Source organism: Actinopolymorpha sp. B17G11, from assembly GCF_040196095.1.
Classification (GTDB): Bacteria; Actinomycetota; Actinomycetes; order Propionibacteriales; family Actinopolymorphaceae; genus Thermasporomyces.
Genome location: NZ_JBEFTW010000018.1, coordinates 81,753 through 106,209 on the forward strand (window position 1 = coordinate 81,753; position 24,457 = coordinate 106,209).

The window sequence follows — 24,457 nt, forward strand, 5'->3', positions numbered from 1 at the left end:
CTCAGCACGGGCGGGGTTCCTCGAGGAGATCGTGAGCGACCTGACAGAACCCGATGCCAAGGACGCCGGGTGCCCCAGAGGCCCCGCCCGCTATGGAGTGCGGGTCGGCAAGGGCGGGTTCGTGACGCATCCGGAACCGCGCAACTGGAATGCGGCGCGAGCCGCGTTGAGGTAGCCGCAGCCGTCCTTCACGTTGGGTTCGACGTAGCCTCCCTCGTGCCATTCGTTCCAGGCGTAGAGCAGGACCATGTTGTCGACGAGCTGCGGGCGCGTGGACTCCGCCATGTCCTGTTGAACGAATCCGAGGAGCCGCCGGAACTCGGCGAGGGACTGGTCCGGATACCACCGGAACGCCGCCTCGAGACTTTCGTCCGTGGCAGGCTGCGGATCGGGTATCTGAATGGCGATCCTCGGTCGCTCGTCGAAGTGGGAGGTGGCGCAGCGGACCAGGATGCCTGGCCTGCTTGCGAAGAAGGCCCGCTGGTTGTCGACGTAGCGCGGGTAGGACCTGCTGGAGTCGAACTGTCCCTGGCACTGTTGGCCGTCGATGCCGGCAGCGGTGTCATCGAGCCCGAGATCGGAGTTCCTCAGGATGAGGACATCCTCGCCCAGCTTGGCCTTTGCCCTGGCTCGGACCGCATCGGTGAACTGCCGCACGGCCGGAAGGTCGCTGCCCTCCGCCGATCCCGATCCGATGCCGCGAGTGTCGCAGATCTCGAGGATGGGGCGACCGTCGTTGGCGCGAAGGTAGTTCGGCTGAGCGAGGTACTCGTCAACAAGGACCTGCGCAGCCCTGTCGATCTGACCAGCTGGAAGCTGGAGAGATGTCGAGCCGTCGCCCCAGGGGTGCAGGCACGGCATGACGGCGAAGTCGATGTCGGATCGGTTGCGTGCCTGCAGGAAAGCCCGCAGTCCAGTCACATAGTTCTCGTCGCCGACGCCGGCGGGGTTCCAGTACCAGTAGAACGAGAAGTGGTCGAGCCCGGCGCCCTTCGCCTGTGCGACGTGCTTCTCCAGCGTCTCCGGGTCAGAGTCGTCGTAATAGCCGATCGACGGCTTCAGGTCTGACCAGTCCTCGTCACTCCAGTGCCAGGTGCGTTGCGGTGCGTCGTGGCCGGCGAAGTCCTTGACGCCTCCCCACCAGTCTCGTCGGCCGTAGACGAGTTCGGAGTTGTCGATGATCCCCTGGTTTCCGTGTGCGTCCCAGGTCGCGAAATAGATCGCACCCACCCGGTGATAGGTGGGACGTACGTAACCGAGCGGGCCGTCGGTCGCGTAGCCGCGTCCGGTGAACTCCTCGCGCCGGGATTCAGGTACGACCCGCCACTCGGTGCCGTTGGACATGCGCCAGAGCGCCGACGTGCCCGGCTGCCGGATGCTTGCCGCATAGCCGAGGACGCCTTCGTCGACGAAGTCCGCAGACGCCACGAGCGCGGCGCGTTCCGTGGGCGAGGCGGTGAGCAGGTACGCCGCACGCGATATCAGCCGCAGCCGGTAGATCGGGTGCGAGCCGGTGAACTTCTGACGTCGGAGATAGCCCAGGCGGGTGTCCTGCTGCACCATGCCGTGCTGCGTCACCGCCGACGCGGCTTCCCGTGCCGACAGCGTCCACAGCCAACCGGCGTCCGCACCCCCGCCGGTACGAAGCTCGAGCAGGGGAACCGGGTCCGTCACCTTGGCCTCAGCAGACCCGCCGACCGGAGCGACGTCCGAGGTGGCCGAAGCGCCGAACCCGTCGGCGGCGTCACGATGGGGCAGAGCCACCGCCGACGAGGTCATGCCGGCGCACGCCAGAACGGCAACGACGGCGAACGACAACGACCCGGCCAAGCGCATCAACCCGACACGACGACGGCTCCTCAGAACGTCCACATGTCGCAGTGCACCATGCGGCGTTCACATCTCGATCTCGAAGCGATGTCTTGACGATGGCACCCGCGTGGACGTCCTCGGCCCGAGGCGCGCAGGTGCACGTCGGACGGCGGGACGAAACGGGAGTGTGAGGACCGCGACCACGGCGGTCGCCAGGAGAGCGGCAGGAAGGCCGTGACCGCCGGCCGCCGCACCGAGCGTCGCCGGGCCCACGATGGTCCCGATGCCGAGAAAGAACACCGTCACGCTGAACCCGGTCGCCGGTCGTTGTGGGAAGACCTGGTAGCTCCAGACCGCGAGCAGGCCGGAGATCGCCATGAACGTCGCTCCGTACAGCGAGCCTGATACAGCGATCGCCACAAGGTGCTCGGGCGCCATCGCCAAGAGCGCGATCGCGCCGGCGATGACGGACAGCAGCACGGTGTGGGTCGCCCGCAGACCCATCCGCTCGATCACGTTTCCGGTGAATGCTCCGGCGATCCCCGACAGGCCGATCAGCGTCCACAGCAGCGCAGGCGTCGCGGCACCCGCGCGGGTGGCGTCGGCGACGGCCTGGACGGCGAACAGCCAGTACACCGCGCCGGTGACTCCGTAGGAGAGGGCCGTGAGGTAGAGCGGTGCGGCCGCTGCTGGCAGGAACCATCTCGGGCTCGCTCGCCCGGACGTCCTGGCCTGGCGGGGAGATGTCACGCGGCGCAGCAGGAAGGCGTTCCACACCGTCACGAGGAACGCCGTCGCGGCGAAGATCCACCAGGAGACGCGCCAGCCCGGGCCAGTCGTGAGCAGCGCCAACGGCCCAGCGAGGAGGACTCCCCAGGCCGTCCCCGAGGGGAGTACGCCGAGGACCCGCTCCCTGGACCTCTCGGGAACGAGGGCCTGGACGACATCGGAGTAGGGCGCCCAGGCAAGTCCCGAGCTGGCGCCGGCCAGCACCAGTCCCACCACGAGTTGCGCCAGTCCCGATGCCGTCGCCACCAGCACCAGCCCGGTGGTGGCCGAGAGCCCAGCCGCGACGATGAGGGGGCGTGGGCCGACGTGTGCGACGGTGACGCCGACGATCACCAACGCCGCCAGGTAGCTGACGTAGGTGGCGCTGGAGATCAGACCCGCCTGGGTCACCGAGAACCCGAACTCCGCGCGGAGCTGGGGGAGGAACAACCCGGACCCGTAACGGGCGAAGCCGTACGCCACACCGATCATCGCCACCCCGGCAGTCGTGACAGCGGTGACCGGGGTGCGGTCGGGTCGAAGGCTCATCGGCGAGAACCAGGTACCGGTCAGGCGCAGGCGCATTCCTCGATGGTCGATCTCGAACGACCGATCGACGAGTGGCGCTGACGACACTCTTCGCTAAGGTTTCGCCATGCCAGTGGCCGGGGCAGTGTCGAACGTGGCTGGGGAAGCATCGAGTTCGGTGTCGGTGCTCGCCTATGACGGAATGTCCGCGTTCGAGACGGGCATCGTCACCGAGGTGTTCGGCCTCAGCTGGCCGGACATCGACATGCCTGCGTACACGCTGACCATCTGCACCGAAGGCAGCGAGCCCGTCCGCATGGTCGGCGGGGCGACGCTCCAGTCGCCGCACGGGTTGGACGCACTCATCGAGGCCGACACGGTGATCATCCCGAGCGTCAAGCCCCTACCTCCTGACCCCTCCCCCGACCTCATCTCCGCGCTACGCCAGGCGCACCGACGCCGGTCCCGGATCGTGTCGATCTGTTCGGGCGCCTTCGCCCTCGCGGCGGCCGGGCTGCTCGATCACCGGCGGGCTACCACGCACTGGAGTTACGCCGACGACCTACGCCGCCTGTACCCCCTCGTGGAGGTGGATCCGAGGCCGCTCTACGTCGACGGCGGCGACGTCCTCACGAGTGCGGGATGCGCCGCCGGGCTCGACCTGTGTCTCCATCTGGTCCGCAAGGACCACGGCCCGGCCATCGCCAATGCGATCGCGCGCCGACTCGTCGTGGCTCCACACCGACCCGGCGGGCAGGCGCAGTACATCGAACAACCAGTGCCCGCCGATCTGGACGACGACCGGGTGAGCGCCAGCATGGCCTGGGCCCTGCACCACCTGCACACCCGCATCACGCTGCCCGACCTGGCGCGTCGCGCAACGATGTCGGAACGCTCCTACCTGCGGCACTTCGCTCGCTGCACCGGGACGACACCCATCCGCTGGTTGATCGCACAGCGGGTCCAGTCCAGCCTCAGCCTGCTCGAAACCACCGACGCCGCCGTGGAGGAGATCGCCGCCGCCGTCGGATTCGAGACCGCCGTGACCTTCCGACATCACTTCGGCAGGGCCATGCGCACGTCCCCCGGCGCCTATCGCCGAACCTTCCGCGCCGCGGATGCCGCCATCACGCCACCGCACCGGACGGCAGCCGATTGATCGCGTGGTCACCGGTCGCCCAGAGGTACTGCACGGCGTACGAACGCCACGGGCGCCACGCTGCCGCGTACCTCGTGAGCGCGGCAGGTGTCGCTGGCAGGCCGAGGTTGCCGGCCGCAATGCGTACACCCAGATCTCCGGGTACGAAGGCGTCCGGGTCGCCCAGCGCGCGCATGGCGATGGTCTCGATCGTCCAAGGCCCAAAGCCCGGCAGCGCAGCCAGGTGGGCCCTGGCCTGCTGCCAGTCGCTGCCGTGGCCGAGGTCGAGCGCACCCGAGGCGAGAGCCGCCACCAGGGTCGTGAGAGTCCTACGCCGGCTGGCCGGCAACGCGAGTGCGGCGGGGTCCAACGACGCCAGTGCCTCGATGCTCGGGAACAGATGTGTCAGACCGCCTCCGGAATCACTGACCGGCTCGCCGTAGGCGGCGACGAGCCGCCCCGCGTGGGTGCGTGCGGCGGCGGTCGACACCTGCTGACCCAGCACCGCCCGGACGGCGAGTTCGGCACCGTCGACGGTGCGCGGCACCCGGCGTCCAGGATTCTCGTCGACCCTGGGTGCGAGCACCGGATCGGCCCGCAACGTCTCGTCGACCGCCGTCGGGTCCGCGTCGAGGTCGAGCAGCCACCGGCACCTGGCGATCGCGAGCGAGAGGTCTCGCAGATCGGTCAACGCCAACCGGCAACCGATGTGGTCGGGCTCAGGCCGCAGCGACACGACGCCGTGGCCATGCGAAAGCCGGAGGGTGCGGCGGTAGGCGCCGTCCCGCCACTCCTCGACGCCGGGCGTCCCGGTCGCCGCCAGATGTCCGAACAGGTTGTCGGGACACAACGGCGTCCGGTACGGCAGCCGTAGGCAGAGCAGTCCGGGCGTGGCTCCGCGACGCCCGCCTGCTGCGCGCCGCCGGAGCTCGGTCGGAGCGAGACCGAAGACCTCTCGGACGGTGTCGTTGAACGCGCGGATACTCGCGAAACCTGCCGCGAACGCGACGTCGCCCATGGGCACAGTGCTGGTCTCGATCAGGATCCGCGCGGTCTGGGCACGCTGGGCGCGGGCGAGCGCGAGCGGACCGGTGCCGAGCTCGGCACGGAGTTGCCGCTCGATGTGCCGGGTGCTGTACCCCAGCCGGTCGGCGAGGCCGGGTACACCGTCGCGGTCGACGACGCCTTCCGCGATCAGGCGCATCGCCCGCGCCACAACATCGGCGCGGGCGTTCCACTGCGGGGATCCTGGGCTCGCATCGGGCCGGCAGCGCTTGCAGGCACGAAAGCCGTTCTGTTGTGCGGCGGCTGCGGTGGGATAGAACCTCATGTGCGCGATCTTGGGCGGCACCACCGGACAGCTCGGGCGGCAGTAGATCCCGGTGGTGAGCACGGCGGTGAAGAACCAGCCGTCGAACCGGGCGTCCTTGGACCGCACCGCACGTGCGCAGCGGTCGAAGTCGGCGTGCACCCGGCCAACGTAGCCGCTGGCCGCGCGGTTGATGCGCAGGAATCCGACATCATGGTCTACGGAGACCACCCGGTCGGATTTCCGCCAGCCCGACGAGAGCCACGTCGGTTGACTGCTCGTCATGACACCCACCGACACTGCTCGCCACTTCCGGTCCCTGCACGAACGCGGCCGCCCGCTGGTCCTGCCGAACGCCTGGGACGTCGCCAGCGCACGGCTCGTCGAGCACGCCGGGGCGGCGGCTGTCGCCACGACCAGCGCCGGCGTCTCGTGGGGCCTCGGAGTCCCGGATGGTGAACGCTTGGACCGCGACCGCGCGCTCGACCTGATCGCCCGGGTGGTCGCGGCGGTCCGAGCCCCGGTCACCGCCGACGTGGAGGGTGGGTACGCCGAGAAGCCGGCAGACGTGGCCGAGACGGTTCGCGGCGTACTCGCCGCCGGGGCGGTGGGCGTCAACCTCGAGGACGCCGACCACGGCGGGCCCGGGCCGCTGCGCTCGGTTGCCGCTCAGTCCGAACGGATCGCGGTGGCACGAGAGGCCGCTGACGCCGAGGGGGTGCCGCTGTTCATCAACGCCCGCGTCGACACCTACCTGTCCGCCGTCGGCGAGGCGGGCGACCTGCTCGCCGCGACACTGGACCGCGCCCGTGCGTATGTCGGCGCGGGCGCGGACGGCATCTTCGTCCCTGGCGTCACCGATCCGGTGATCGTCTCCGCCCTCGTCGACGGGATCGACGTCCCCGTGAACGTGATGACCGGACCGGGCGCGCCGGCCATCGCCGAACTGGCAGGCCTCGGTGTCGCCCGGATCAGCGTCGGCTCGGCAATCGCGCAGGCTGCCTACGCGGTCGTCCGTCGGAGTGCGCAGGAACTCCTCTCGGCAGGTACGTACGCGGCGCTGTCGGACGCTCTGGACTTCGCCGACGTCAACGCGCTCCTGCGTACGGATCGTTGAGTTCCCTGACGTCGAGGGCCCACGGGGACGCGACACCAGACACCTCCCGCCTCTCGGACGCGGCGACGTGTGCGACGGTGGCGTCTCGAGGCACCGGGTGAGCGGCGGCCTTCGTCGCCACGACCGCCCGACAACCGGATCTGTGGGAGGTACGCATGACCGCCGAGACGCTGACCGCGGTCGTCACCGGGGCGGCGAGCGGGATCGGCCAGGCGCTGGCCGAGGCTCTCCACGCCCGGGGTGCGCGTCTGGTCCTGGCGGACGTCAACGCGGACGCGCTGTCCACGACGGCGGCACGACTGGGCGCGACCGGTGTCGTCACTGACGTTTCCGACCCGGCCGCCATGCACACTCTCGCCGCGCAAGCTCCGCAGGCGCGCCTCGTCTGTCTCAACGCCGGTGTGGTGGGCCCGTCGCTGGGTGCGCCCTGGGAGGTCCCGCCGGAGGAATGGGACAGGGTCTTCGCCGTCAACGTCAGTGGGGTCGTCAATGGACTACGCGCGTTCGTCCCGCAGTTGCTCGCCGCGCGCGCACCGGCGCACGTACTGATCACCGCATCCCTGGCCGGACTCGCCGTCTTCCCCGGCGGCGGCGCATACGGCCCGTCAAAACACGCCGTCACCGCCGTCGCCCAGCACGCCGCCATGGCCCTTGCCGACACGCCGGTGAGAGTGAGCATGATCTGCCCAGCGCTGGTCGCGACCGGCATGTCGCCCGAAGGAATCGCGCCCGCGCTGGTCGCCGACGACGCGCTTCGGGCCGTGGACAACGGCGTCTTCGCGGTCGTTCCGGCGGAATGGCAGGCAGCCGTCGCGACCCAGGTCGACGAGATCGTCTCCGGCCGCCAGCCCACGCCTCCCGCTCCCTGGCCGGCGGGCTGATTCACCGCGACGCGACGACCGCGGCCAGCATCGCCAGCGGACCCGGGCAGGCCTGACCGTCCCCCACCACCTTGCTCGGCTCTGCTTAGGGCACGCGTGGGCACGCCGAGCTACGCACTGCGAGTCAGTGTTTCCCGGTCACAAGCCTTGGCCGCCGGACGAATGAGAAACGGCTCAGTCCGTCCCGGAATGTACCGACCCACACTAACGTGCCGTATCTGATCAGTTACAGCACGTTGCCGTCCATGTGTGGTTCGTTCCCGATTTCATGAGACGTTCCACGCCTTCTCCGAAAGACCATGCCTATGAATTCTGAGACCGCCCCTGCCCGGGGCTCAGTCTGCCAACCCGTCTGGCGCCTGGCCGCGGCGATAGTGCTGCTCACCAGCGCATTTCTCATCGCGGGGGTTGCCATATCGCCACCTCCAGCCCGCGCCGCCAACATCGCTGTCAACCAGTGCAACAACCAGGGGCCCGGCCCCGGCGGCGCGGTTGTAGCCATTACCTGCACCGTGACCGTCGTCAACACGATCAACGGTGGCGTCACCAGCTCGACGGTTACCGTAAGCCGGCAGTGTGCCAATGATCCGTGCCCACCAGGAAACGGCTCGACCACGACCTCGTCCTCGGATCTCATCACTGACGTTCTCCAGTGCAACGATTCTGCCAATGACGGCGGAAACACGACGACCTGCAATGTCAGGATCACGAACAACATCAGTGCGGATACGCCCGGAGCGCAGCCCGTAACAGCGGCGACGGTCAATCAGTGCAACGGCTCCGGCGCCGGCGGTGGTGGAACGGTGGATTGCGACCCGTTCCCCGCCACCACGACGGGCGCCACGGTCACCCAGTGCAACGGATCGGCGAACGGCGGCGGTGGGACCGCACGCTGCACAGTCGAGCCGTCCACGATCAGCCCGGCTCTCCCAATCTCGATCAACCAGTGCAACGGCACCGGGAACGGCGGCGGAAGTACCGTCACGTGCACCACCAGCATCACCACCAACATCACCCCGGCACCGTCGCCTTCACCTTCACCTTCGCCTTCACCTTCACCTTCGCCTTCGCCTACGCCTACGCCGAGTCCGACGCCACCGCCCGGACCTGGACCCGGGCCTGGTCCTGGTCCTGGTCCGGGGCCTGATGACGGCGGCGACAACGGCGGCGACAACAGCGGCGACAACGGTTCCGGTTCGCAGGTTCCGCGGGTTCCCAACGGTGGGGTCGACGCCGGTGCCGGTTCGACGGCTGGCGGACCCGATGGCGGCCTGCTGGCCCTTACGGGCGGTCTGCTGCTGGCCGGGGCGGTCGCTGCCCGGCTGCGCTGGTTAGCCACCCGACGAAGGGTGTGACGCTCCTTCGGATGAGGACACGTCGCATAGTGAATGGCGGTGACCACCGTAGCCTTTGCGCCACGGTGGTCACCGCCGTTCTCACGCTGTCTGGCCTGGCGTGCGTCGGCATCGCCGTCATCCAATATCAGCAGCACCCTCCGCAGCCGGCACTGTCGACCATCGAACCGATCAGCCCATCGGCGCCGCATACAGCTGCACCCAACCGGTCTCCACGCACGTCGCCGACCGGGCCACGGGTGATCGGACCGGTCCTTTCGGCATCCGCTCCGACCGCACTCGCCATTCCCGCGATCGACGTGCGCTCACCCCTACAGCGACTCGGCCAGACCGCCGACGGACGGCTCGAAGTGCCCCCACCTGGGCCGCATTATGACGAGGCCGGCTGGTATCGGTACTCGCCCACCCCTGGCTCGCTCGGGCCCGCAGTCATCGTCGGTCACCTCGACTCGTCTCGCGGACGGTCGATCTTCTGGCGCCTCGGAGATCTGGAGCCACACGACAAGATCCACATCGCCCGTGCTGACGGCACCGTGGCGGTCTTCGCCGTAGACGCCGTTCGCCAGTATCGGAAGAACCAATTCCCGACACAGCTCGTCTACGGCAACACCAACCATGCTGCTCTACGACTCATCACCTGCGGTGGACCGATCGACCGCACCAGCGGCCACCACCGGGACAACATCATCGTCCTCGCGTACCTGGTGCAAGCCCGCGGTCGGGGGCGGCCGACGACCGCGCCGGGACCGGGCACCTATAGCGGGCACACCGACGCGAGGACTAGGAGTCGGGTTTTGTGAGACGCGCGACGCGGCGTCGTGAGTCGCGCACGAGTTCGTGGGTGCGGTCGATCATCTCGTGGCTCTGATCGATCAGCTCTCGCTGGTCGGTGCGTCGCGGGCGCTGTCCACTCGGCGTCCGGCTCTGGTCCAAGTCCAGAAGGAACCGCCTGGCTTCGGCTATCACCTTCAGGGTGGCGCGCCTGCTGGTCTCGCCCGCTGATGGCACATGGCCACTCTGACACAGCATCTATCGCAGCGATAGTGCAACCTCCGAGTGTTGTTTCTGTCAGAGGCACGGAATGGCGAAAACGCGGGAATTGCACTCAATCGGGGGGGCCAGTCCCACTCATTTGGGTCGAGCCAAATCGGACTCATGGGGCATATCTTTGACGAGTCGTGGTGCACGTCCCTGAGGTCATGGAGGAGGATGCCTCGGGGGCATGCATCGCGGTCTTATCTCAGCCGGCTACCTCGCTCGTTGGCCCGGACACACCTGAAGGCAGGAGACTTCATCGCCCGGTTCCGGCGCAGACGGACCAGGCCATGCGTTCCCCAGGGCCTTTGGGACCGCCTCCAGTGTCCGGTCCAGCGAGTGAGCGATGGAGCCCATGCTTGTGCTCGCCGTGCTGGCGAGTGAGCAGGTCTTGGCGGCGTTGAACGCGCCGATGCCGACGCAACCACCAGCGAACCCTGGAAGCCCGACCTGCGCGACTTCCGAGGGTGGCTGTTTTCGGAAGTTCGTCGGCGTACCATTTCCCATATCCGGAATCGACGACATCCCCGCCTCGAGGTTGCCTGCCACCCGGCCACCGAACGGGATGTCATGTACCGAAACCGCGACAGGTCCACGGGCCCGAACACGCGACCACCTTCGTATTCGTCACGTTGAGCGGGTTCCTGCTCAAGGACACAGGACCACCGAGTTTCTTGTTCCTGTGGATGCACGGACCGGCTCGGATGGCGCTCGCGTTGACCTCCTTGTCATTCCGCCGAGGACCGGCCGCGATCTGAGCGAAGCCATAAGACCGACACGCAAGGATCAGCCATGCCTCCATCCAAGATCCACCTACCCGCCCAACGAACCGGTCCGCCCTTGTTCGGCACGTCACGCGGCACCGACTACGCGAGACTGACGCGCCGGATCCGCCAGGCTGGGCTGCTCGATCGCCGTCCCGGCCACTATGTCGCCAGGTTCACCCTGACGCTCGCGTCGTTCGCCGCGGCCGGGGTCGCGTTCTTCCTCCTTGGTGACTCCTGGCTGCAGATCCCGGTCGCCGCCGGGCTCGCCGTGATCTACACCCAGGTCGCGTTCCTCGCCCACGACGTCGGACACCAGCAGGTCTTCGCCTCCAAACGTCACGCCCGGATCGCCGGTCTGCTGCTGGGCAACCTCGGTATCGGGCTGAGCTACGGCTGGTGGATCGGCAAACACACCCGACACCACGCCAACCCCAACCATGTCGACGACGACCCGGACATCAGAGTCGGCGGCATCGCGTGGACCCAGAACCAGGCCGGCACTCGACGCGGCGCCGCCCGGATCTTCACCCGCTGGCAGGCGTTCTTCTTCTTCCCCCTGCTGTTGCTCGAAGGGCTCCACCTCTACGTCACCGGGGTAGGCGCCCTGTGGCGACGCGATGTCAAACAACGAACAGCCGAAGTGGTCCTCCTCGCCGTCCACACCGTCGGATGCCTCACCGCACTGTTCCTGGTCCTCTCCCCCGGCAAGGCCCTGGTCTTCTTCGCCGTCCACCAGGCGGTCTTCGGTTTCTACCTGGGATGCTCGTTCGCACCCAACCACAAGGGCATGCCGCTCATGGAAGGACGGCTGGACTACCTACGCAAGCAGGTGCTCGCCTCCCGCAACGTCCACGGCGGTTGGTTCGTCGACCACGCCCTCGGCGGACTGAACTACCAGATCGAGCACCACCTGTTTCCCAGCATGCCGATGCCGAACCTGCGCCGCGCCAAACCCCTGGTCGAAGCATTCTGCCGGGAACACGACATCAGCTATCACGACACCGGACTGATCCGCTCCTACCGCGAGATCCTCGGCTACCTGCACGAAACCGGCGCCTGCCTGCGCACCCCGGAACGCATCACCTGATGCTCGAGCTCCTACGAGCGGACGCGCCCGCTGCAGGAGACGACGCACTGCTGCCCGCCTATGAACGTGCGCCCCGCTTCGTGCTACCGAATAACGTCTCAGGGCGTTCTGCCCCGGATGGGGCATTGTCTCGCGCGAGCGGATCTGACCGATATGCAACTGCTGAAGGCTATGCGCCCGCGACTGCCTGAGAACCCTGGATAACCAGTGGCCTCCTCACCTGGAAGGTGTGCCGGAAGGCCCTGCACGTGCCTTTTGGGCTCGACAACGCTGAACCCTGGCGCAGCTCTGACTGGACGCCTGCCGCGTCGTTCCGGGAGGTTGGCGTGAGCCAGTGGTCGGTGATCTACGAAGGGTTCGATCCTGCCGCCGAAAGGGCTCGCGAGACCTTGTGCACCCTCGGCAACGGTTACTTCGCCACTCGTGGAGCGGTGCCGGAGGCGGCTGCCGACGGAGTGCACTACCCCGGAACCTACGTCGCCGGTTGCTACGACCGGCTCGAGTCCCACGTGGCCGGCCGTACCTTCGAGAACGAGGACCTCGTCAACGTCCCCAACTGGCTGGCGTTGACGTTTCGCGTCGACCAGGGCGACTGGTTCGACATGGCGGGCGCCGAACTGCTGGGCAACCGTCATGAGCTGGATCTCGAGCGCGGCGCCCTGACCAGGAGGCTGCGTTTCGTGGACCCGGCCGGAAGGACCACGTCGGTCGTCCAGCGCAGGCTCGTGTCCATGGCCGACCCGCACGTGGCGGCGCTGGAGACGACGTTCGTGGCCGAGGACTGGTCTGGGCGGTTGTGCGTACGAGCAGCACTTGACGGTCGGATCACCAACCGCGGGGTCGAGCGTTACCGCGACCTGTCCGGTGCGCATCTGGAACCGGTCAGCTCCGGTCACGACGCGGAGGAGATTGCCTGGTTGCAGATGCAGACGGCATCCTCGCGGATCCGGGTCGCCGAGGCGATGCGGATACGTGCTCCTGGTGCGATCAGTCGCAGGTTCGACTGCACTGCCTCCTGGGTCGGCGTCGACCTCGACCTGGACCTGAAGGCGGGAGTGCCGGTGACCGTCGAGAAGGCGATCGCACTGCACACATCGCTCGACCGCGCCATCGGCGAGAGCCTCCTCGCAGCTACCACCCGGATCCGTCACGCGGGGGACTTCGCTCAGCTCCTCGACCAGCACGTCCTTGCCTGGAAGCAGATTCGGCGCAGCGGACGTACCACGCTCACGGGCGCCCGCGCGATCGGCGAAGAGCCGCAGAAGACTCTCGACCTGTACGCCTTCCACATTCTGCAGACATTGTCGACACACACGACCGACCTGGACGTCGGCGTTCCAGCGCGCGGACTGTCCGGCGAGGCGTACCGCGGGCACGTCTTCTGGGACGAGCTCTTCGTGTTCCCGTTCCTGACGCTGCGACTGCCGGAGGTGGCCCGGGCGCTCCTCATGTACCGCTGGCGGCGACTTCCGCAGGCACGGTGGGCGGCTGAGGCCGCGGGCTACCGCGGAGCGATGTACCCGTGGCAGAGCGGAAGTGACGGACGTGACGAAACGCAACAGTGGCATCTGAACCCACGCTCGGGACGCTGGCTCCCGGACAACTCCCACCTCCAACGGCATGTCGGGATCGCCGTGGCCCACAACGTCTGGCTCTACTACCAGGCCACCGGCGACCTGGCGTTCCTTTCCAGTCACGGCGCCGAGATGCTTCTGGACATCGCACTCTTCTGGAGCACGCTGGCGACGTTCGACGACAGCGACCAGCGTTACCAGATCCGCGGTGTGATGGGCCCCGACGAGTACCACGACGGATATCCCGCGTCCTCGACCCCCGGAATCGACAACAACGCCTACACCAACGTCATGGTCGCCTGGCTGATGCGTCGAGCCCTGGAGGCGCTCCGGTTGATACCGGTGCATCGGCGGGACGAGCTTCGCGAACGCCTCGGACTCAGCGACGCCGACCTGAGCCGGTTCGAGGACATGACCCGCCGGATGCGCGTCGACTTCCACGGTCGCGGCGTCATCAGCCAGTTCGAGGGGTACGACCAGTTGGCCGAGTTCGACTGGGCTGGTTACCGGGCGAAGTACGGCGACATCCGGCGGCTCGACCGGATCCTCGAGTCCGAGGGGTCCGACGTCCGGCTCTTCCAGGTGTCCAAACAGGCCGACGTCCTGATGCTGTTCTTCCTCCTGAGCAAGGACGAGTTGACACGCGTCATGGCAGACCTCGGCTACTCGCTGAAGCCCGACGACATCCTGCGAACCGTCGAGTACTACCTTGCCCGGACGTCGCATGGCTCCACTCTCAGTGCGGTGGTCCACGCCTGGGTGCTGTCGCGTACCGACCGGCACGCCTCGTGGCGGTTCTTCCTCGACGCGCTCGCGAGCGACGTCGCCGACACGCCCGGGGGGACGACGGCGGAAGGTATCCACCTCGGCGCGATGGCAGGCTGCGTCGACCTCGTGCAACGGTGCTACACCGGACTCGAGATCGGCGGCGACGTCCTCCGGTTGGACCCACGACTGCCACGGGAGCTTGCCGCGCTCGAGCTGACGTTGCGATACCGGGGGCACTGGGGCGTCACCGTGCGGTGCACGCAGGAAGAACTCATTGTCGGGCTGCCGGCATCCGCTGCGGCACCGATCACGGTGGCACTCGACGAGAAGACCGCAACCCTGCCCCCCGGAGAAACCTGGCAGGTACGCCTGACACCCGCGCGGTCTCACCGACGCCCACAGATGCCGCCCGGGTGAGCGAGGTCCGGCCAGGTGAGGAAGTCGATCTCTCCCGACGCGAAGGAGGAGGAGGTGGGGATGACATCGGAGCGGACGAATCGAATCGTCGTGGGCCTGGACGGGTCGGCCAACTCCCTCGCCGCCGCCCGCTGGGCGCGCAACGAGGCGCTGCTCCGGGGAGCCGATGTCGAAGCGGTCACGGTATGGGACCGGTCTCGACCACGCCATCTTCCCGACCGGCCCCGACACATGACCGAACGCGAAATCGTCGACGCGTGTGAGCGCATGCAGCAGCAACAGCTGGCCGACCTCGACGGTGGAGAAGTCTCCATCGTCACGCGGGTAGCGCAAGGCGATCCCGTGGAGGTCCTGACGGAGCTTTCCCAGGCCGCCGACATTCTCGTGGTGGGCGCTCGGGGCCGCAGCGGTGTCGCCGGACTGCTCCTCGGGTCGACCAGCCTTGCCTGCTTCCCACACGCCGCGTGTCCGGTGACGGTGGTCCCCGCCCACTACCCCGCGCACCGGGTGCACGCACCGATCGTGGTCGGAGTCGACGGTTCGCGCGCCTCACGGAAGGCCCTTCGGGTGGCCGCCGAGGAGGTTCTGATCCGAGATTGCCACCTCATCGCGGTCCATGCGGTGTTCGTGCCGCCGCCCTACGGGACGGAGATCTACCGGCCAGCGGACGATCACCTGGTCGAGGGTGGCCGTCAGCTCGAGGAGGCGATCGGTCCCGTCCAGATCGACTTTCCTGCCGTCCCGATCGAGCACAAGGTCATCGCGGGACATCCCGCGGTGGCCCTCGACGAGGAGGCCTCCGTGGCGGACCTCCTCGTCATCGGCTCGCGAGGGCACCGACCGCTATCCGCCGCCATCCTCGGATCCGTCAGCCTGCACCTGCTCGCCCACGCGCAACGCCCGACCATGGTGGTAACCGACCAGGGCGCGTCAGCCTAGGGCCTGTCTCCCAAATGGCGCCGGTCAAGCGAGCGGCGCATCCGTGCCCGGTTGGCAAGGCGGAGGAGGAAGGCGCACTGGGTTTGTGCGCCGATCGACGAGAACGCAGCCAGCCGGGATGCGGGGCGTCGCGAGTCAGGCGTGATTGGGGAGACAGGGCCTAGGGGCGGTCGTGACCCGCGTCCTGCCGAGGCTCCCGCAGCGGGGCGACCTCCAGTGCGCGGTTCAGGTCGCTGACCGACAACAGCCCGACGAGCTCGTGTCCGGTGCCGCCGTCGACCACGAGAGCCCGGCCTGGATCCCGCTGCAGTGCGCGTGCCGCGTCGACGACCAGGTCGTCCGCACGGACTGTGGGAACGTCCTGGCCAGCGAACATCACGTCCGAGACATGCACCGTGCGTCGCTCCTGCTTGGGCACGGCGGCAGCCCTCGACAGGGACAGCAGGCCAACCAGGTCGCCGTGCCGCACCACGGGGTACGAAGCGTGTGCGGGCCACCGCCCGATGTCCTTACTGAACTCGGCGATGGTGAGGCCGGGATCCACCGTCACCGGGGCATGGGCCATCAGGTCGCGGACGCGCAGGCCGGTGAACGCATGTTCCAGCCGAGCGGAGACCACCTCCTGTTGGACGGCCAGCAGGAGGAACCAGCCGAGCAGGAGGAACCAGATACCGCCTACGCCCCCGCCAGCCAGCAGGCTGGTCAGGCCGAGAAGGATCAGGAGCACCGCGAAGATCCGCCCACCCACAGCAGCCGAGATCGTGGCCGACGCGCTGTCCCCCTGTCGCCACCACAGCAGTGCGTGCAGGAGCCGTCCACCGTCGAGCGGTAGCGCGGGAACGAGGTTGAAGACGAGCAACAAGGTGTTGATGAGCGCCAGATAGTCGAGTACGCCTGTCACGGACGCGGGAAGTCCGGTCACATCCGCAAGCAGCGCGAGCCCCGCGAACACCAGCGCGAGGACCGCGGTCGCGATCGGCCCTGCGATCACCACGCGGAACTCCGCGCCGGGACCAGGCAGCGGTTCCTCCGCCCGAGAGACGCCACCGAACAGCCACAGCGTGATCTCCCGCACTCGTACGCCCTCGCGCATCGACTGGAGCGTGTGACTGAGTTCGTGCGCCAGGATCGAGGCGAAGAAGAGCACGGTGGCGACGGCTGCCATCGCGAGATGTGCCGATCCGGACAGATCCGGATATGTGGCCGGGAACAACACCGCCGCCAGCGACCAGAGCACCAGCACGAAGATCACCAGCCACGTCCAGCTGATCCCTACCGGGACGCCCTTGACGCGGAACAGGCGCACGCTACTCGTCAACACCCGACCACCCCTGCGCTCACGCCGGCCATGTTCACGCTACGTCGGTGGCCGGAGCAGGTCAGCGGGGCACGGTCATCAGCGCCAAGGACCTTCGGCCCCGTGAGTGAGCGCAGGCCCCCGCTCCCCCGGACGGTCTGGCGTTCGCCGTCGGACCCGGGCTCCCACCTACACTGGCGATGAGCCCTCCACGCCTGTGACCGTCACGCACCGGCAGGGGTGAGCACGTTGCTCGACATCGACGGTTCCGCGCACTCGGGGTCGGGCATGATCGTGCGTCAGGCGCTGGCGTACGCGGCCGTTACCGGTACGCCGTTCCGGATGTGGAACGTCCGCGCACACCGCCCCAAACCCGGACTGCGGCCCCAGCACCTGTGCGGCGTCCTGGCGATGCGGGACCTTGTTGGCGGCTCGCTCGAGGGTATGAGCCTTCACCGCGGCGCAGGTCCCCGGTCCCGTCGGCGACGCCGCCGCCAGCGGCTGATCTCGTCGACTCCCCACACGATGAAGGGAAAGGGCAGGAGCAGGAGGAGAACCCAGCCTGGCAGAGCGGCCGTTCCGAACACCCGCTGGAGCGGTGGCAGGTAGATGAGCGCGGCCGCGAACGCGATCTCGAATGCGCACCCAGCGAGGAGCAGCGGGTTGCTGAAGATCCCTACGGTCCGCAGGGATGCATGGTCGGTGCGAGCGGCGAACGCGGTACCCAGCTGGCATGCGACGATCCCGGCGAAGGTGGCGGTCGTCGCCTGGAGATAACTCCCGTGGAGCGCCGTGCCCGGTCCGGTTGCCGCGCCCGGATGCCAACCCGCGCTGACCAGGACGACGAAGAACGCACCAAGCACCAGGACCGCCGATACCAGGCCGAGCAGGCCCCAGGCGCGCCACAGCAGCCTGCGGTCGATGATTCCCTCGTGGCGCCCTCGCGGTGGCCTGGCCATGACTCCCGGCTCGGCCGGTTCGCGGCCCAGAGCGAGCGCGGGCAGCGTCTCGGTGCCGAGGTCGATCGCGAGGATCTGGAGCACCGTAAGCGGGAGGGGTACCGCCCCGCCGGAGAGTGCGAAGAGGAGGAACGGCGCAACCTCGGGGACGGCGTGGGCGAAGATGTAGAGCACGAACTTCCGGACGTTGTCGAAGGCCCGTCGCCCCTCCTCGACCGCCGCCACGATGGTGGCGAAGTTGTCGTCGGTCAGGACCATCGTGGCGGCTTCCCTGGCGACGTCGGTGCCCGTACGCCCCATGGCGACCCCGATGTCCGCCCGGCGGAGAGCCGGGGCATCGTTGACGCCATCACCGGTGACGGCCACGACCTCGCCGCGGTGGCGCAGCGCATCGACGATCCGCAGCTTCGTCTCGGGCGAGCTCCGCGCGAAGATCAGTTCCTGACCTCCTGCGAGGAGTTCTCCGAGGCGCTCCTCACTCATCGCCGCCACGTCGGTTCCGGTGACGATGCGGTCAGCGCGCAGGCCGACCTCGCGGGCGACCTCGGCCGCGGTCTGGCCGTGGTCCCCGGTGACCACGTGCACGGTGAGGCCCGACTCGTGGCAGGCGGCCACAGCTGCTGGCACCTCAGGACGGGGCGGGTCGTGCAGCCCGGCAAGGCCGAGCAGGCAGAGGTCTCGCTCGACCTCCTCACGGGCGAACTCGACGCCCCGCCTGCCTCCCGGCGCGACAGTTACTCGACTGGCGAAGGCGAGGACCCGACGTCCGCGTGCGGTCAGTGCCTCCTGAACAGCCCTGGTACGCGCACGGTCTGCCTCGGTCAGGATTCGCGGAGCGCCGTCGAGGACGCGGGTGCACAGGGGCAGGACCGCCTCCGGTGCGCCCTTGGTGTGGACGACAAGCTGCTCTGGGTGTGGCGGAGAGCCGGCTTGTTCGTCCGACTCACCCGTGTCGTCGACGGTGGTCATCCGCGCCAGGCGTGGATCGAACCGGAAGATCGCCCTCCGCCGGCCTTCCCGACGTGACAGGTCGACGTCCGTACCGGTGTCGGCCGCGTACCGCAACAGGGCGATCTCGGTGGGATCCCCTTCGTCGACGCTCCCGGGACCTCCAGCGAGGTCGGCGGTGTTGCAGGCGACCATCACCTCCCTCACCGGTCTCGTCGCCGCGTCTCCCTCACGAGGGGTCCACACCTCGAGGACCTGCATGCTGTTCGTGGTGAGAGTTCCGGTCTTGTCCGTGCAGATCGTGGTCGTCGACCCGAGGGTCTCTACCGCCGAGAGCCGCTTGACGAGGGCGCCCCGGACAGCCAGCGCGCGGACGCCGACCGCGAGCGCCAGCGTGATGGTCGGCAGGAGACCTTCGGGCACGTTCGCCACCAGAAGGCCGGTCGCGAACACGAACGCATCCGGCAGGGACAGCCCGGCCAGCGTGCCCAATGGCAGGAACGCCACACCTACGCCGAGTGCGACCGCCGCGATCAGCCATGCGATCCGGCGAACCTGGCGTTCCAGCGGACTGGCTTCGGGTGCGCGGCGCTCAGACAACGCCGCGATCCGGCCCAGCTCGGAGTGCGCTCCCGTCGCGAACACCGCCGCTCGGGCCGTACCGCCTGTGCAGGTCGTCCCGCTGAACACCACGTCCTGCGCCTCGACCAGCGCCGCCCGCGCATCTGTGGGACCGGCGGCCCGCGTCACTGCCAGCGACTCGCCCGTCAGCGCCGACAGGTCGACCTCGAGGCTGCCGTCGAGTAGCCGGCCGTCGGCGGAGATCCGGTCCCCCTCGTCGATGATCACGACGTCACCGGGGACCAGCGTCGCCGCGGGCACAACTTGGCGGACGCCGTCGCGGACCGCGGTTGCCTCCTGCGGGAGGTACGCGACCAGCGCCTCGACCGCCCGCTCGGCCTGCTGCTCCTGCACGAACGCCAGAAGGGCGTTCAGCACGATCACGGCGATGATGGCCCATCCCAGCACCGGCGTACCCGCCACGAAGGCGAGCAGCGAGGCGACCCACAGCAGCAGGGCCAACGGATGGACGAACTGGCGGACCAGCGCGCGGCCGAATCGCCGCTTGCCCCGCCGCCGCAACACGTTCGGGCCGAAGACCACCAGCCGCCGCTCGGCCTCCCGATGGGTCAGGCCGCCGGGTCCACTGCGCAGATGCGCCAGCAGGAGAGCGAGCGGCTCGTGGACAGATGTCTCCTCGTCCTCTACTGATGGCGGACGTCCGGTCGTGCCCTCTCCCATGAACCGCTCTCAGCCCTTACGCAGCCGGACCGCCGTGACCTTGTACTCCGGGCAGGAGGTCACCTCGTCCGTCTCGCCTGAGGTGAGCAGGTTGGCCGCCACGTCGGGGAAGGCGAAGGAAAGAAAGACCTCGCCGGGAGCCACGTCATCGGTGAGGCGGCCCGGCGCGGTGATGCTGCCGCGCCGGCTGGCGATCTCGACGAGGTCCCCTTCGCGCAGTCCGAGCCGCAGCGCGTCGTCGGGGTTGATCTCGAGGTGCTCGTCGGGGACCAGCGCGAGGTTCGGCGTCCGCCGGGTCATCGTTCCGCTGTTGTAGTGGACCAGTCGGCGGCCGGTGATCAGCGTGTACGGGTAGGCCGTATCGGGTGACTCGCCGGGCGGCGCCCAGGGAAGGGCGGCGAGTTGGGCGCGCCCGTTCGGGGTGGCGAACTCCTGCTCGTACAACCTGGCCTCACCCGGATCGTCCGGGCCGCGGCAGGGCCAGTGCAACGCGTACTCGTTGTCGAGGCGGTCGTGGGAGATGCCGGCGAAGACGGGGGTGAGACGGGCGCACTCGGCCAGTGCGTCCGCCGGCGTGGGACAGCCGAGGTCTCCACCGAGGGCCCGCGCCACCGCGGTCACCACCGCGAAGTCGGTACGCGCCAGTCCCGGCGGGTCGAGTGCGGGGCGTACCCGCTGGAACCGCCGGTCGAAGTTCACGAACGTGCCGTCCTTCTCGAGGAACGACGCACCCGGGAGCACCACGTCGGCGGCCAGGGCGGTGGCGGAGGGAAAGATCTCCTGGCTCACCACGAACTCGGCGGCCTCGACAGCGGCCCGGACGTGCCCCGAGTCCGGATCGGTCTGCAGGATGTCCTCGCCGAACACGTACAGCGCCCGGACCTGGCCCGTGAGCGCGGCGTCGAACATCTCGGGGATCCGCAGCCCCGGCCGCGGCGGCACGGGTGTCCCCCACTCTTCGCCGAAGCGTCGGCGCACCGCGTCGTCGGTCACCTTCTGGTAGCCGGGAAGAAGGTCGGGGAGCGCGCCCATGTCCGACGCCCCCTGCACGTTGTTCTGACCACGCAGCGGGTTGACACCGCCGCCGTTCGGCGTGCCGACGGCACCGCGGAGGACCGCGAGGTTGGCGAGGGTACGCACGCCGTCCGTGCCGTGTGCGTGCTCGGTGACGCCGAGGCCGTAGACGATCGAGGGCTTGCGCGCCGTGCCGAACAGGCGGGCCGCCTCGGCGAGGATCGCCGGCTCGATGCCGCTCAGCTCGGCGACCTGTTCTGGCGGGTACTCGTGAAGCAGGGCGCGCAACTCGTCCCACCCGTCGGCGCGGGTCGCGAGGAACGCCTCGTCCACCCACCCGTTGTCGAGCAGGAGACGGGCCAGCCCGTGGAAGACGGCGACGTTGGAGCCGGGTCGTCCTTGCAGGTGGACGTCCGCGACCCGGGCGAGTCCGGTCCTCCTGGGGTCGATCACGACGAGCCGGGCGCCGTTCAGCGCCCGCTGCATGATCCGGGCCCCGATCACCGGGTGCGCCTCGGTCGGGTTGGCACCGACGAGCAGGATGCAGTCGGCGTCGTCGAGGTCGTCCGCGGCGTTCGTACCACCCGCCAGGCCGAAGGTCGCGGTGAGGCCCGCGGCAGAAGGTGCGTGGCAGATCCTCGAACAGTTGTCGACATTGTTGGTGCCGATGACCGTTCGCATCAGCTTCTGGAGCAGGTAGTTCTCCTCGTTGGTCGACCGGGCCGAGGAGATGGCGGCGATGGAGTCCGGGCCGTGCGTTTCGCGGATCCGCGTCAGCTCCCGTCCCACGAGCGCGAGGGCGTCGTCCCACGTCGCCGGCTCGAGCCGGCCGGCGCGGCGTACCAGCGGCGTGGTGAGTCGGTCCGGCGAGCGTACGAAGTCGTAGGCGAAGCGCCCCTTGACGCAGGCGTGGCCGCGGTTGACGGGTCCGTCGTGGGCCGGCGTGATCGCCACGATCGCCGGCTCGTCGGTGTCGCCCATCGGGTCTGGGATCGGGTCCGCCACCGGGTCGGGGATCGGGTCGGGGTTGCTGTCCGCCGTACGGGTGTGGACGTCGAGGGCGCAGCCGACACCGCAGTAGCCGCAGGTCGTCCTGGTCACCGTCGCGGTCGGCGCCACCGCGACCGGCAACGGGACCGGCCCGCTGATCGCGCCGCTGGGACAGCTGTCCACGCAGCCGCCGCAGGCCACGCACGCCGACTCCACCCAGGGTCCGCCCGTCCCCGGAGCCACCACCGTGTCCGCCCCGCGTCCGACGAGCGTCAGGGCGAACGTGCCCTGAACCTCGTCGCACATCCGGACACACCGGCCGCAGGCGATGCACAGGGCGGCGTCGAGCCGGACGTACGGATGGGAGTCGTCCCGGCCGAGCCCACGACCAGGTCCTTGTCCGGCGCCGTCGAACGCCTCCGGCCCGACGCCGAGCTGGTCGCAGACCGCGGCGAGCTCGGTCGGCAGGTCGAGCGCACCCGCGGGCAGCCGTTCGACGGTGAGCTCCACGACGCGTCGCACCGTGGCGGCCACCGTCTCGTCGTCGGTACGGATGTCGGCACCCTCGGCCGCCGGTGTCGTACATGCCGCGACGACCGCCGGGCCCGAGCGGACCAGACAGACCCGGCACGAACCCGACGGGCTGAGGCGTTCGTCGTGGCAGAGCGTCGGCACCTCGAGACCGGCAGCGCGGACGGCGGCCAGAACCGAGCTGCCGTCGGGCACCTCGACGGGCGTGCCGTTCACCCGCACCCTCATCGCGGCGAATCCCCGCCAGGTCCGGGGCCCGACCGACCCGCACCCATGACGCGCACCAGGCTGCGGACCGCCACCGGGATGCGGCGTCCGAACGGGCACAGACTGGCGGTCTGCATCACGTCGAGCAGCGCGTCGTCCCGCGCCGCCGCCTCGGGCTGGCGTTCACCTCGCCGGGTGCCCTCGCGGCACGGGGTGCAGGTGCCGCAGCTCTCGCTCGCGCCGAACTCCCACAGGTGCCGGAGCAGGTCGTCCGGGTCCACCTGGTCGTCGACGGCGAGCAGGCTGCCGTGGCCGAGCGTCACTCCGGCCGCCGTGAGTGCGGAGTCGAGCAGGGGAAGGTCGAGCTGGTCGGGTGCGAGGAAGCCGCCGAGCGGACCGCCCACCTGGATCGCCCGCAGCCGTCGCCCGCGGGGAAGCCCTCCGCCGAGCCCGAAGACGATGTCGCGCAACGGCGTGCCCAGCTCGACCTCGTAGGCACCCGGGCGTACGAACCGCTCGTTCAGGCAGACGACCAGGGTTCCCGTCTCCGGCGGAACTCCGCGTGCCGCGTAGGCCGCACCGCCGGCACGGACGACCGCCGGCACCGACGACAGCGTCTCGACGTTGTTGACCGCCGTGGGTCGTCCGAGGAGGCCGTACTCGACGGGGTACGGCGGCCGCGGCCGGACCGTCGCACGCAGCCCGGCGAGCGAGTGCAGGAGCGACGTCTCCTCCCCCGCGACGTACGAACCCGCCCCCATGACCACGTCCAGGTCGAGATCGATGCCGGAGCCGTGTACGTCGCGGCCGAGGTGTCCCTGGGTGTACGCCGCGGCCACGGCCGCCGCCACGCTCTCGTACGCCCTGGGGTACTCCGACCGCACGTACACGAATCCCGTCGTGGCCCCGCAGGCCAGTGCCGCGAGGGCGAGACCCTCCAGCAGCCCGGACGGGTCGCGCTCCATCAGGATGCGGTCGGCGTACGAGCCGGGGTCGCCCTCGTCGCCGTTGGCCACGACGTAGCGCGGCCCGGCCGGACCCGCCGCCGACAACGCCCGCCACTTGGCCGCGGCGGGAAACCCGGCACCGCCGCGGCCACGAAGGCCGGCGGTCTCGACCTCCTCCAGGACGCGACGGGGAGACCTGTCGTCCGCGACCAGGGCACGCCACACTTCCCACGCCCCCTCGTCGCCCTGGATCCCACGGAGGACGACGGGCGCCGTCGCCGCCCGTACGGACGGTTCCGGCGCCCGCGGAGTGGAGAGGCCGGCGAGCTGGTCGGCAAGGTCGGCACCCGCGCGGGGCTCGTCGCCGTCGAGGGCGGCCGGGCCCGTGTAGCAGTAACCCAGGCAGTGCACGACCTGCAGCGACACGCTGCCGTCCGGCGCGCAGGTCCCCGCCCGTACGCCCAGCACCCGCTCCACGTCAGGAATGTGGCGCCCGCCCTGGCTCGCCACGAAGCACGCCGTCCCACCGCACAGCCGTACGTGCCGCTCGCCCTGGGTGCCGCGCAGGTCGGTGTAGTAGCGCGCGGCCCCATGCACCACGGCGACCGGTAGCCCGGTCCTCGCGGCGATCGCGCGCTCGTCGTCAGGAGTGATCCGACCATGGTCGGCCCGCGCCGAGCGAAGCTCGGCCAGGACCCGGTGGGCAGGACCGTTCCGGCGCCGCTCGAGTCCCTCGACCGACGCGCCCGTCGGCGGCCTGCTCATGC

Annotated in this window: 15 protein-coding genes and 2 pseudogenes; 10 read left to right on the forward strand and 7 right to left on the reverse strand. The window is 69.3% G+C overall.

Annotated elements, in window-relative coordinates; translation table 11 throughout:
* Nucleotides 1-90: 90 nt before the first annotated feature.
* Together ABN028_RS19090 and ABN028_RS19095 are read right to left on the reverse strand one after the other, a co-directional pair.
* The gene (locus ABN028_RS19090) at nucleotides 91-1,836 is read right to left on the reverse strand and encodes a glycoside hydrolase family 99-like domain-containing protein (RefSeq protein ID WP_349697498.1); all 1,746 of its coding nucleotides are present in this window, start codon (nucleotides 1,834-1,836) and stop codon (nucleotides 91-93) included.
* A 60-nt stretch (nucleotides 1,837-1,896) separates the two neighbouring features.
* Nucleotides 1,897-3,129, reverse strand: a complete 1,233-nt coding sequence (locus ABN028_RS19095) for a YbfB/YjiJ family MFS transporter (RefSeq protein ID WP_349697499.1) — start codon at nucleotides 3,127-3,129, stop codon at nucleotides 1,897-1,899.
* A gap of 106 nt (nucleotides 3,130-3,235) precedes the next feature.
* On the opposite strand from ABN028_RS19095, the gene ABN028_RS19100 reads away from it, so the two are divergent.
* Nucleotides 3,236-4,267, forward strand: a complete 1,032-nt coding sequence (locus ABN028_RS19100; protein WP_349697500.1) for a helix-turn-helix domain-containing protein — start codon at nucleotides 3,236-3,238, stop codon at nucleotides 4,265-4,267.
* Here ABN028_RS19100 and ABN028_RS19105 read toward each other — a convergent pair.
* Nucleotides 4,236-5,840 carry an AlkA N-terminal domain-containing protein gene (locus tag ABN028_RS19105; RefSeq protein WP_349697501.1) on the reverse strand — a complete coding sequence of 535 codons (1,605 nt, stop codon included), beginning with the start codon at nucleotides 5,838-5,840 and terminating at the stop codon, nucleotides 4,236-4,238. The genes ABN028_RS19100 and ABN028_RS19105 overlap by 32 nt on opposite strands.
* On the opposite strand from ABN028_RS19105, the gene ABN028_RS19110 reads away from it, so the two are divergent.
* The 8 genes and pseudogenes from ABN028_RS19110 (at nucleotide 5,839) to ABN028_RS19145 (ending at nucleotide 15,495) form a co-directional block, all read left to right on the forward strand.
* Nucleotides 5,839-6,672: an isocitrate lyase/PEP mutase family protein gene (locus ABN028_RS19110; protein ID WP_349697502.1), complete on the forward strand. Its 834-nt coding sequence runs from the start codon at nucleotides 5,839-5,841 to the stop codon at nucleotides 6,670-6,672. The genes ABN028_RS19105 and ABN028_RS19110 overlap by 2 nt on opposite strands.
* Before the next feature lie 155 nt (nucleotides 6,673-6,827).
* Nucleotides 6,828-7,553: an SDR family NAD(P)-dependent oxidoreductase gene (locus ABN028_RS19115; protein WP_349697503.1), complete on the forward strand. Its 726-nt coding sequence runs from the start codon at nucleotides 6,828-6,830 to the stop codon at nucleotides 7,551-7,553.
* 305 nt (nucleotides 7,554-7,858) lie between these two features.
* Nucleotides 7,859-8,503 (forward strand): annotated as a pseudogene (locus tag ABN028_RS35410) (hypothetical protein); the annotation flags it as partial.
* 35 nt (nucleotides 8,504-8,538) lie between these two features.
* Nucleotides 8,539-8,700 carry a hypothetical protein gene (locus tag ABN028_RS19125; protein ID WP_349325929.1) on the forward strand — a complete coding sequence of 54 codons (162 nt, stop codon included), beginning with the start codon at nucleotides 8,539-8,541 and terminating at the stop codon, nucleotides 8,698-8,700.
* Nucleotides 8,701-9,147: 447 nt separating this feature from the next.
* Nucleotides 9,148-9,708, forward strand: a complete 561-nt coding sequence (locus ABN028_RS19130; protein ID WP_349697504.1) for a class F sortase — start codon at nucleotides 9,148-9,150, stop codon at nucleotides 9,706-9,708.
* 1,027 nt (nucleotides 9,709-10,735) lie between these two features.
* On the forward strand, nucleotides 10,736-11,797 hold the full coding sequence (locus ABN028_RS19135) for a fatty acid desaturase family protein (RefSeq protein ID WP_349697505.1): 1,062 nt from the start codon (nucleotides 10,736-10,738) through the stop codon (nucleotides 11,795-11,797).
* A 326-nt stretch (nucleotides 11,798-12,123) separates the two neighbouring features.
* Nucleotides 12,124-14,556 (forward strand): glycoside hydrolase family 65 protein, encoded by a 2,433-nt coding sequence (locus tag ABN028_RS19140; RefSeq protein WP_349697506.1) that lies wholly within the window; start codon nucleotides 12,124-12,126, stop codon nucleotides 14,554-14,556.
* Between the two features lie 60 nt (nucleotides 14,557-14,616).
* The gene (locus ABN028_RS19145) at nucleotides 14,617-15,495 is read left to right on the forward strand and encodes a universal stress protein (protein WP_349697507.1); all 879 of its coding nucleotides are present in this window, start codon (nucleotides 14,617-14,619) and stop codon (nucleotides 15,493-15,495) included.
* A gap of 160 nt (nucleotides 15,496-15,655) precedes the next feature.
* On the opposite strand, the gene ABN028_RS19150 is transcribed toward ABN028_RS19145, so the two are convergent.
* Nucleotides 15,656-16,816, reverse strand: coding sequence for a site-2 protease family protein (locus tag ABN028_RS19150; protein WP_349697508.1), 1,161 nt, complete (start codon nucleotides 16,814-16,816; stop codon nucleotides 15,656-15,658).
* A gap of 264 nt (nucleotides 16,817-17,080) precedes the next feature.
* Here ABN028_RS19150 and ABN028_RS35415 point away from each other — a divergent pair.
* A pseudogene (locus ABN028_RS35415) lies at nucleotides 17,081-17,233 on the forward strand (RNA 3'-terminal phosphate cyclase); the annotation flags it as partial.
* Nucleotides 17,234-17,244: 11 nt separating this feature from the next.
* Here the strand turns inward: ABN028_RS35415 and ABN028_RS19155 are convergent.
* The 3 genes from ABN028_RS19155 to ABN028_RS19165 are packed head-to-tail and all read right to left on the reverse strand — an operon-like array spanning nucleotide 17,245 to nucleotide 24,455.
* Nucleotides 17,245-20,001, reverse strand: coding sequence for a cation-translocating P-type ATPase (locus tag ABN028_RS19155; protein WP_349697509.1), 2,757 nt, complete (start codon nucleotides 19,999-20,001; stop codon nucleotides 17,245-17,247).
* 9 nt (nucleotides 20,002-20,010) lie between these two features.
* On the reverse strand, nucleotides 20,011-22,764 hold the full coding sequence (fdhF, locus tag ABN028_RS19160; protein ID WP_349697510.1) for a formate dehydrogenase subunit alpha: 2,754 nt from the start codon (nucleotides 22,762-22,764) through the stop codon (nucleotides 20,011-20,013).
* Entirely contained in the window at nucleotides 22,761-24,455 is a 1,695-nt protein-coding gene (locus ABN028_RS19165) for an NAD(P)H-dependent oxidoreductase subunit E (RefSeq protein ID WP_349697511.1), read from the reverse strand. The genes fdhF and ABN028_RS19165 overlap by 4 nt, the downstream gene beginning before the upstream one ends.
* Nucleotides 24,456-24,457 lie beyond the last annotated feature (2 nt).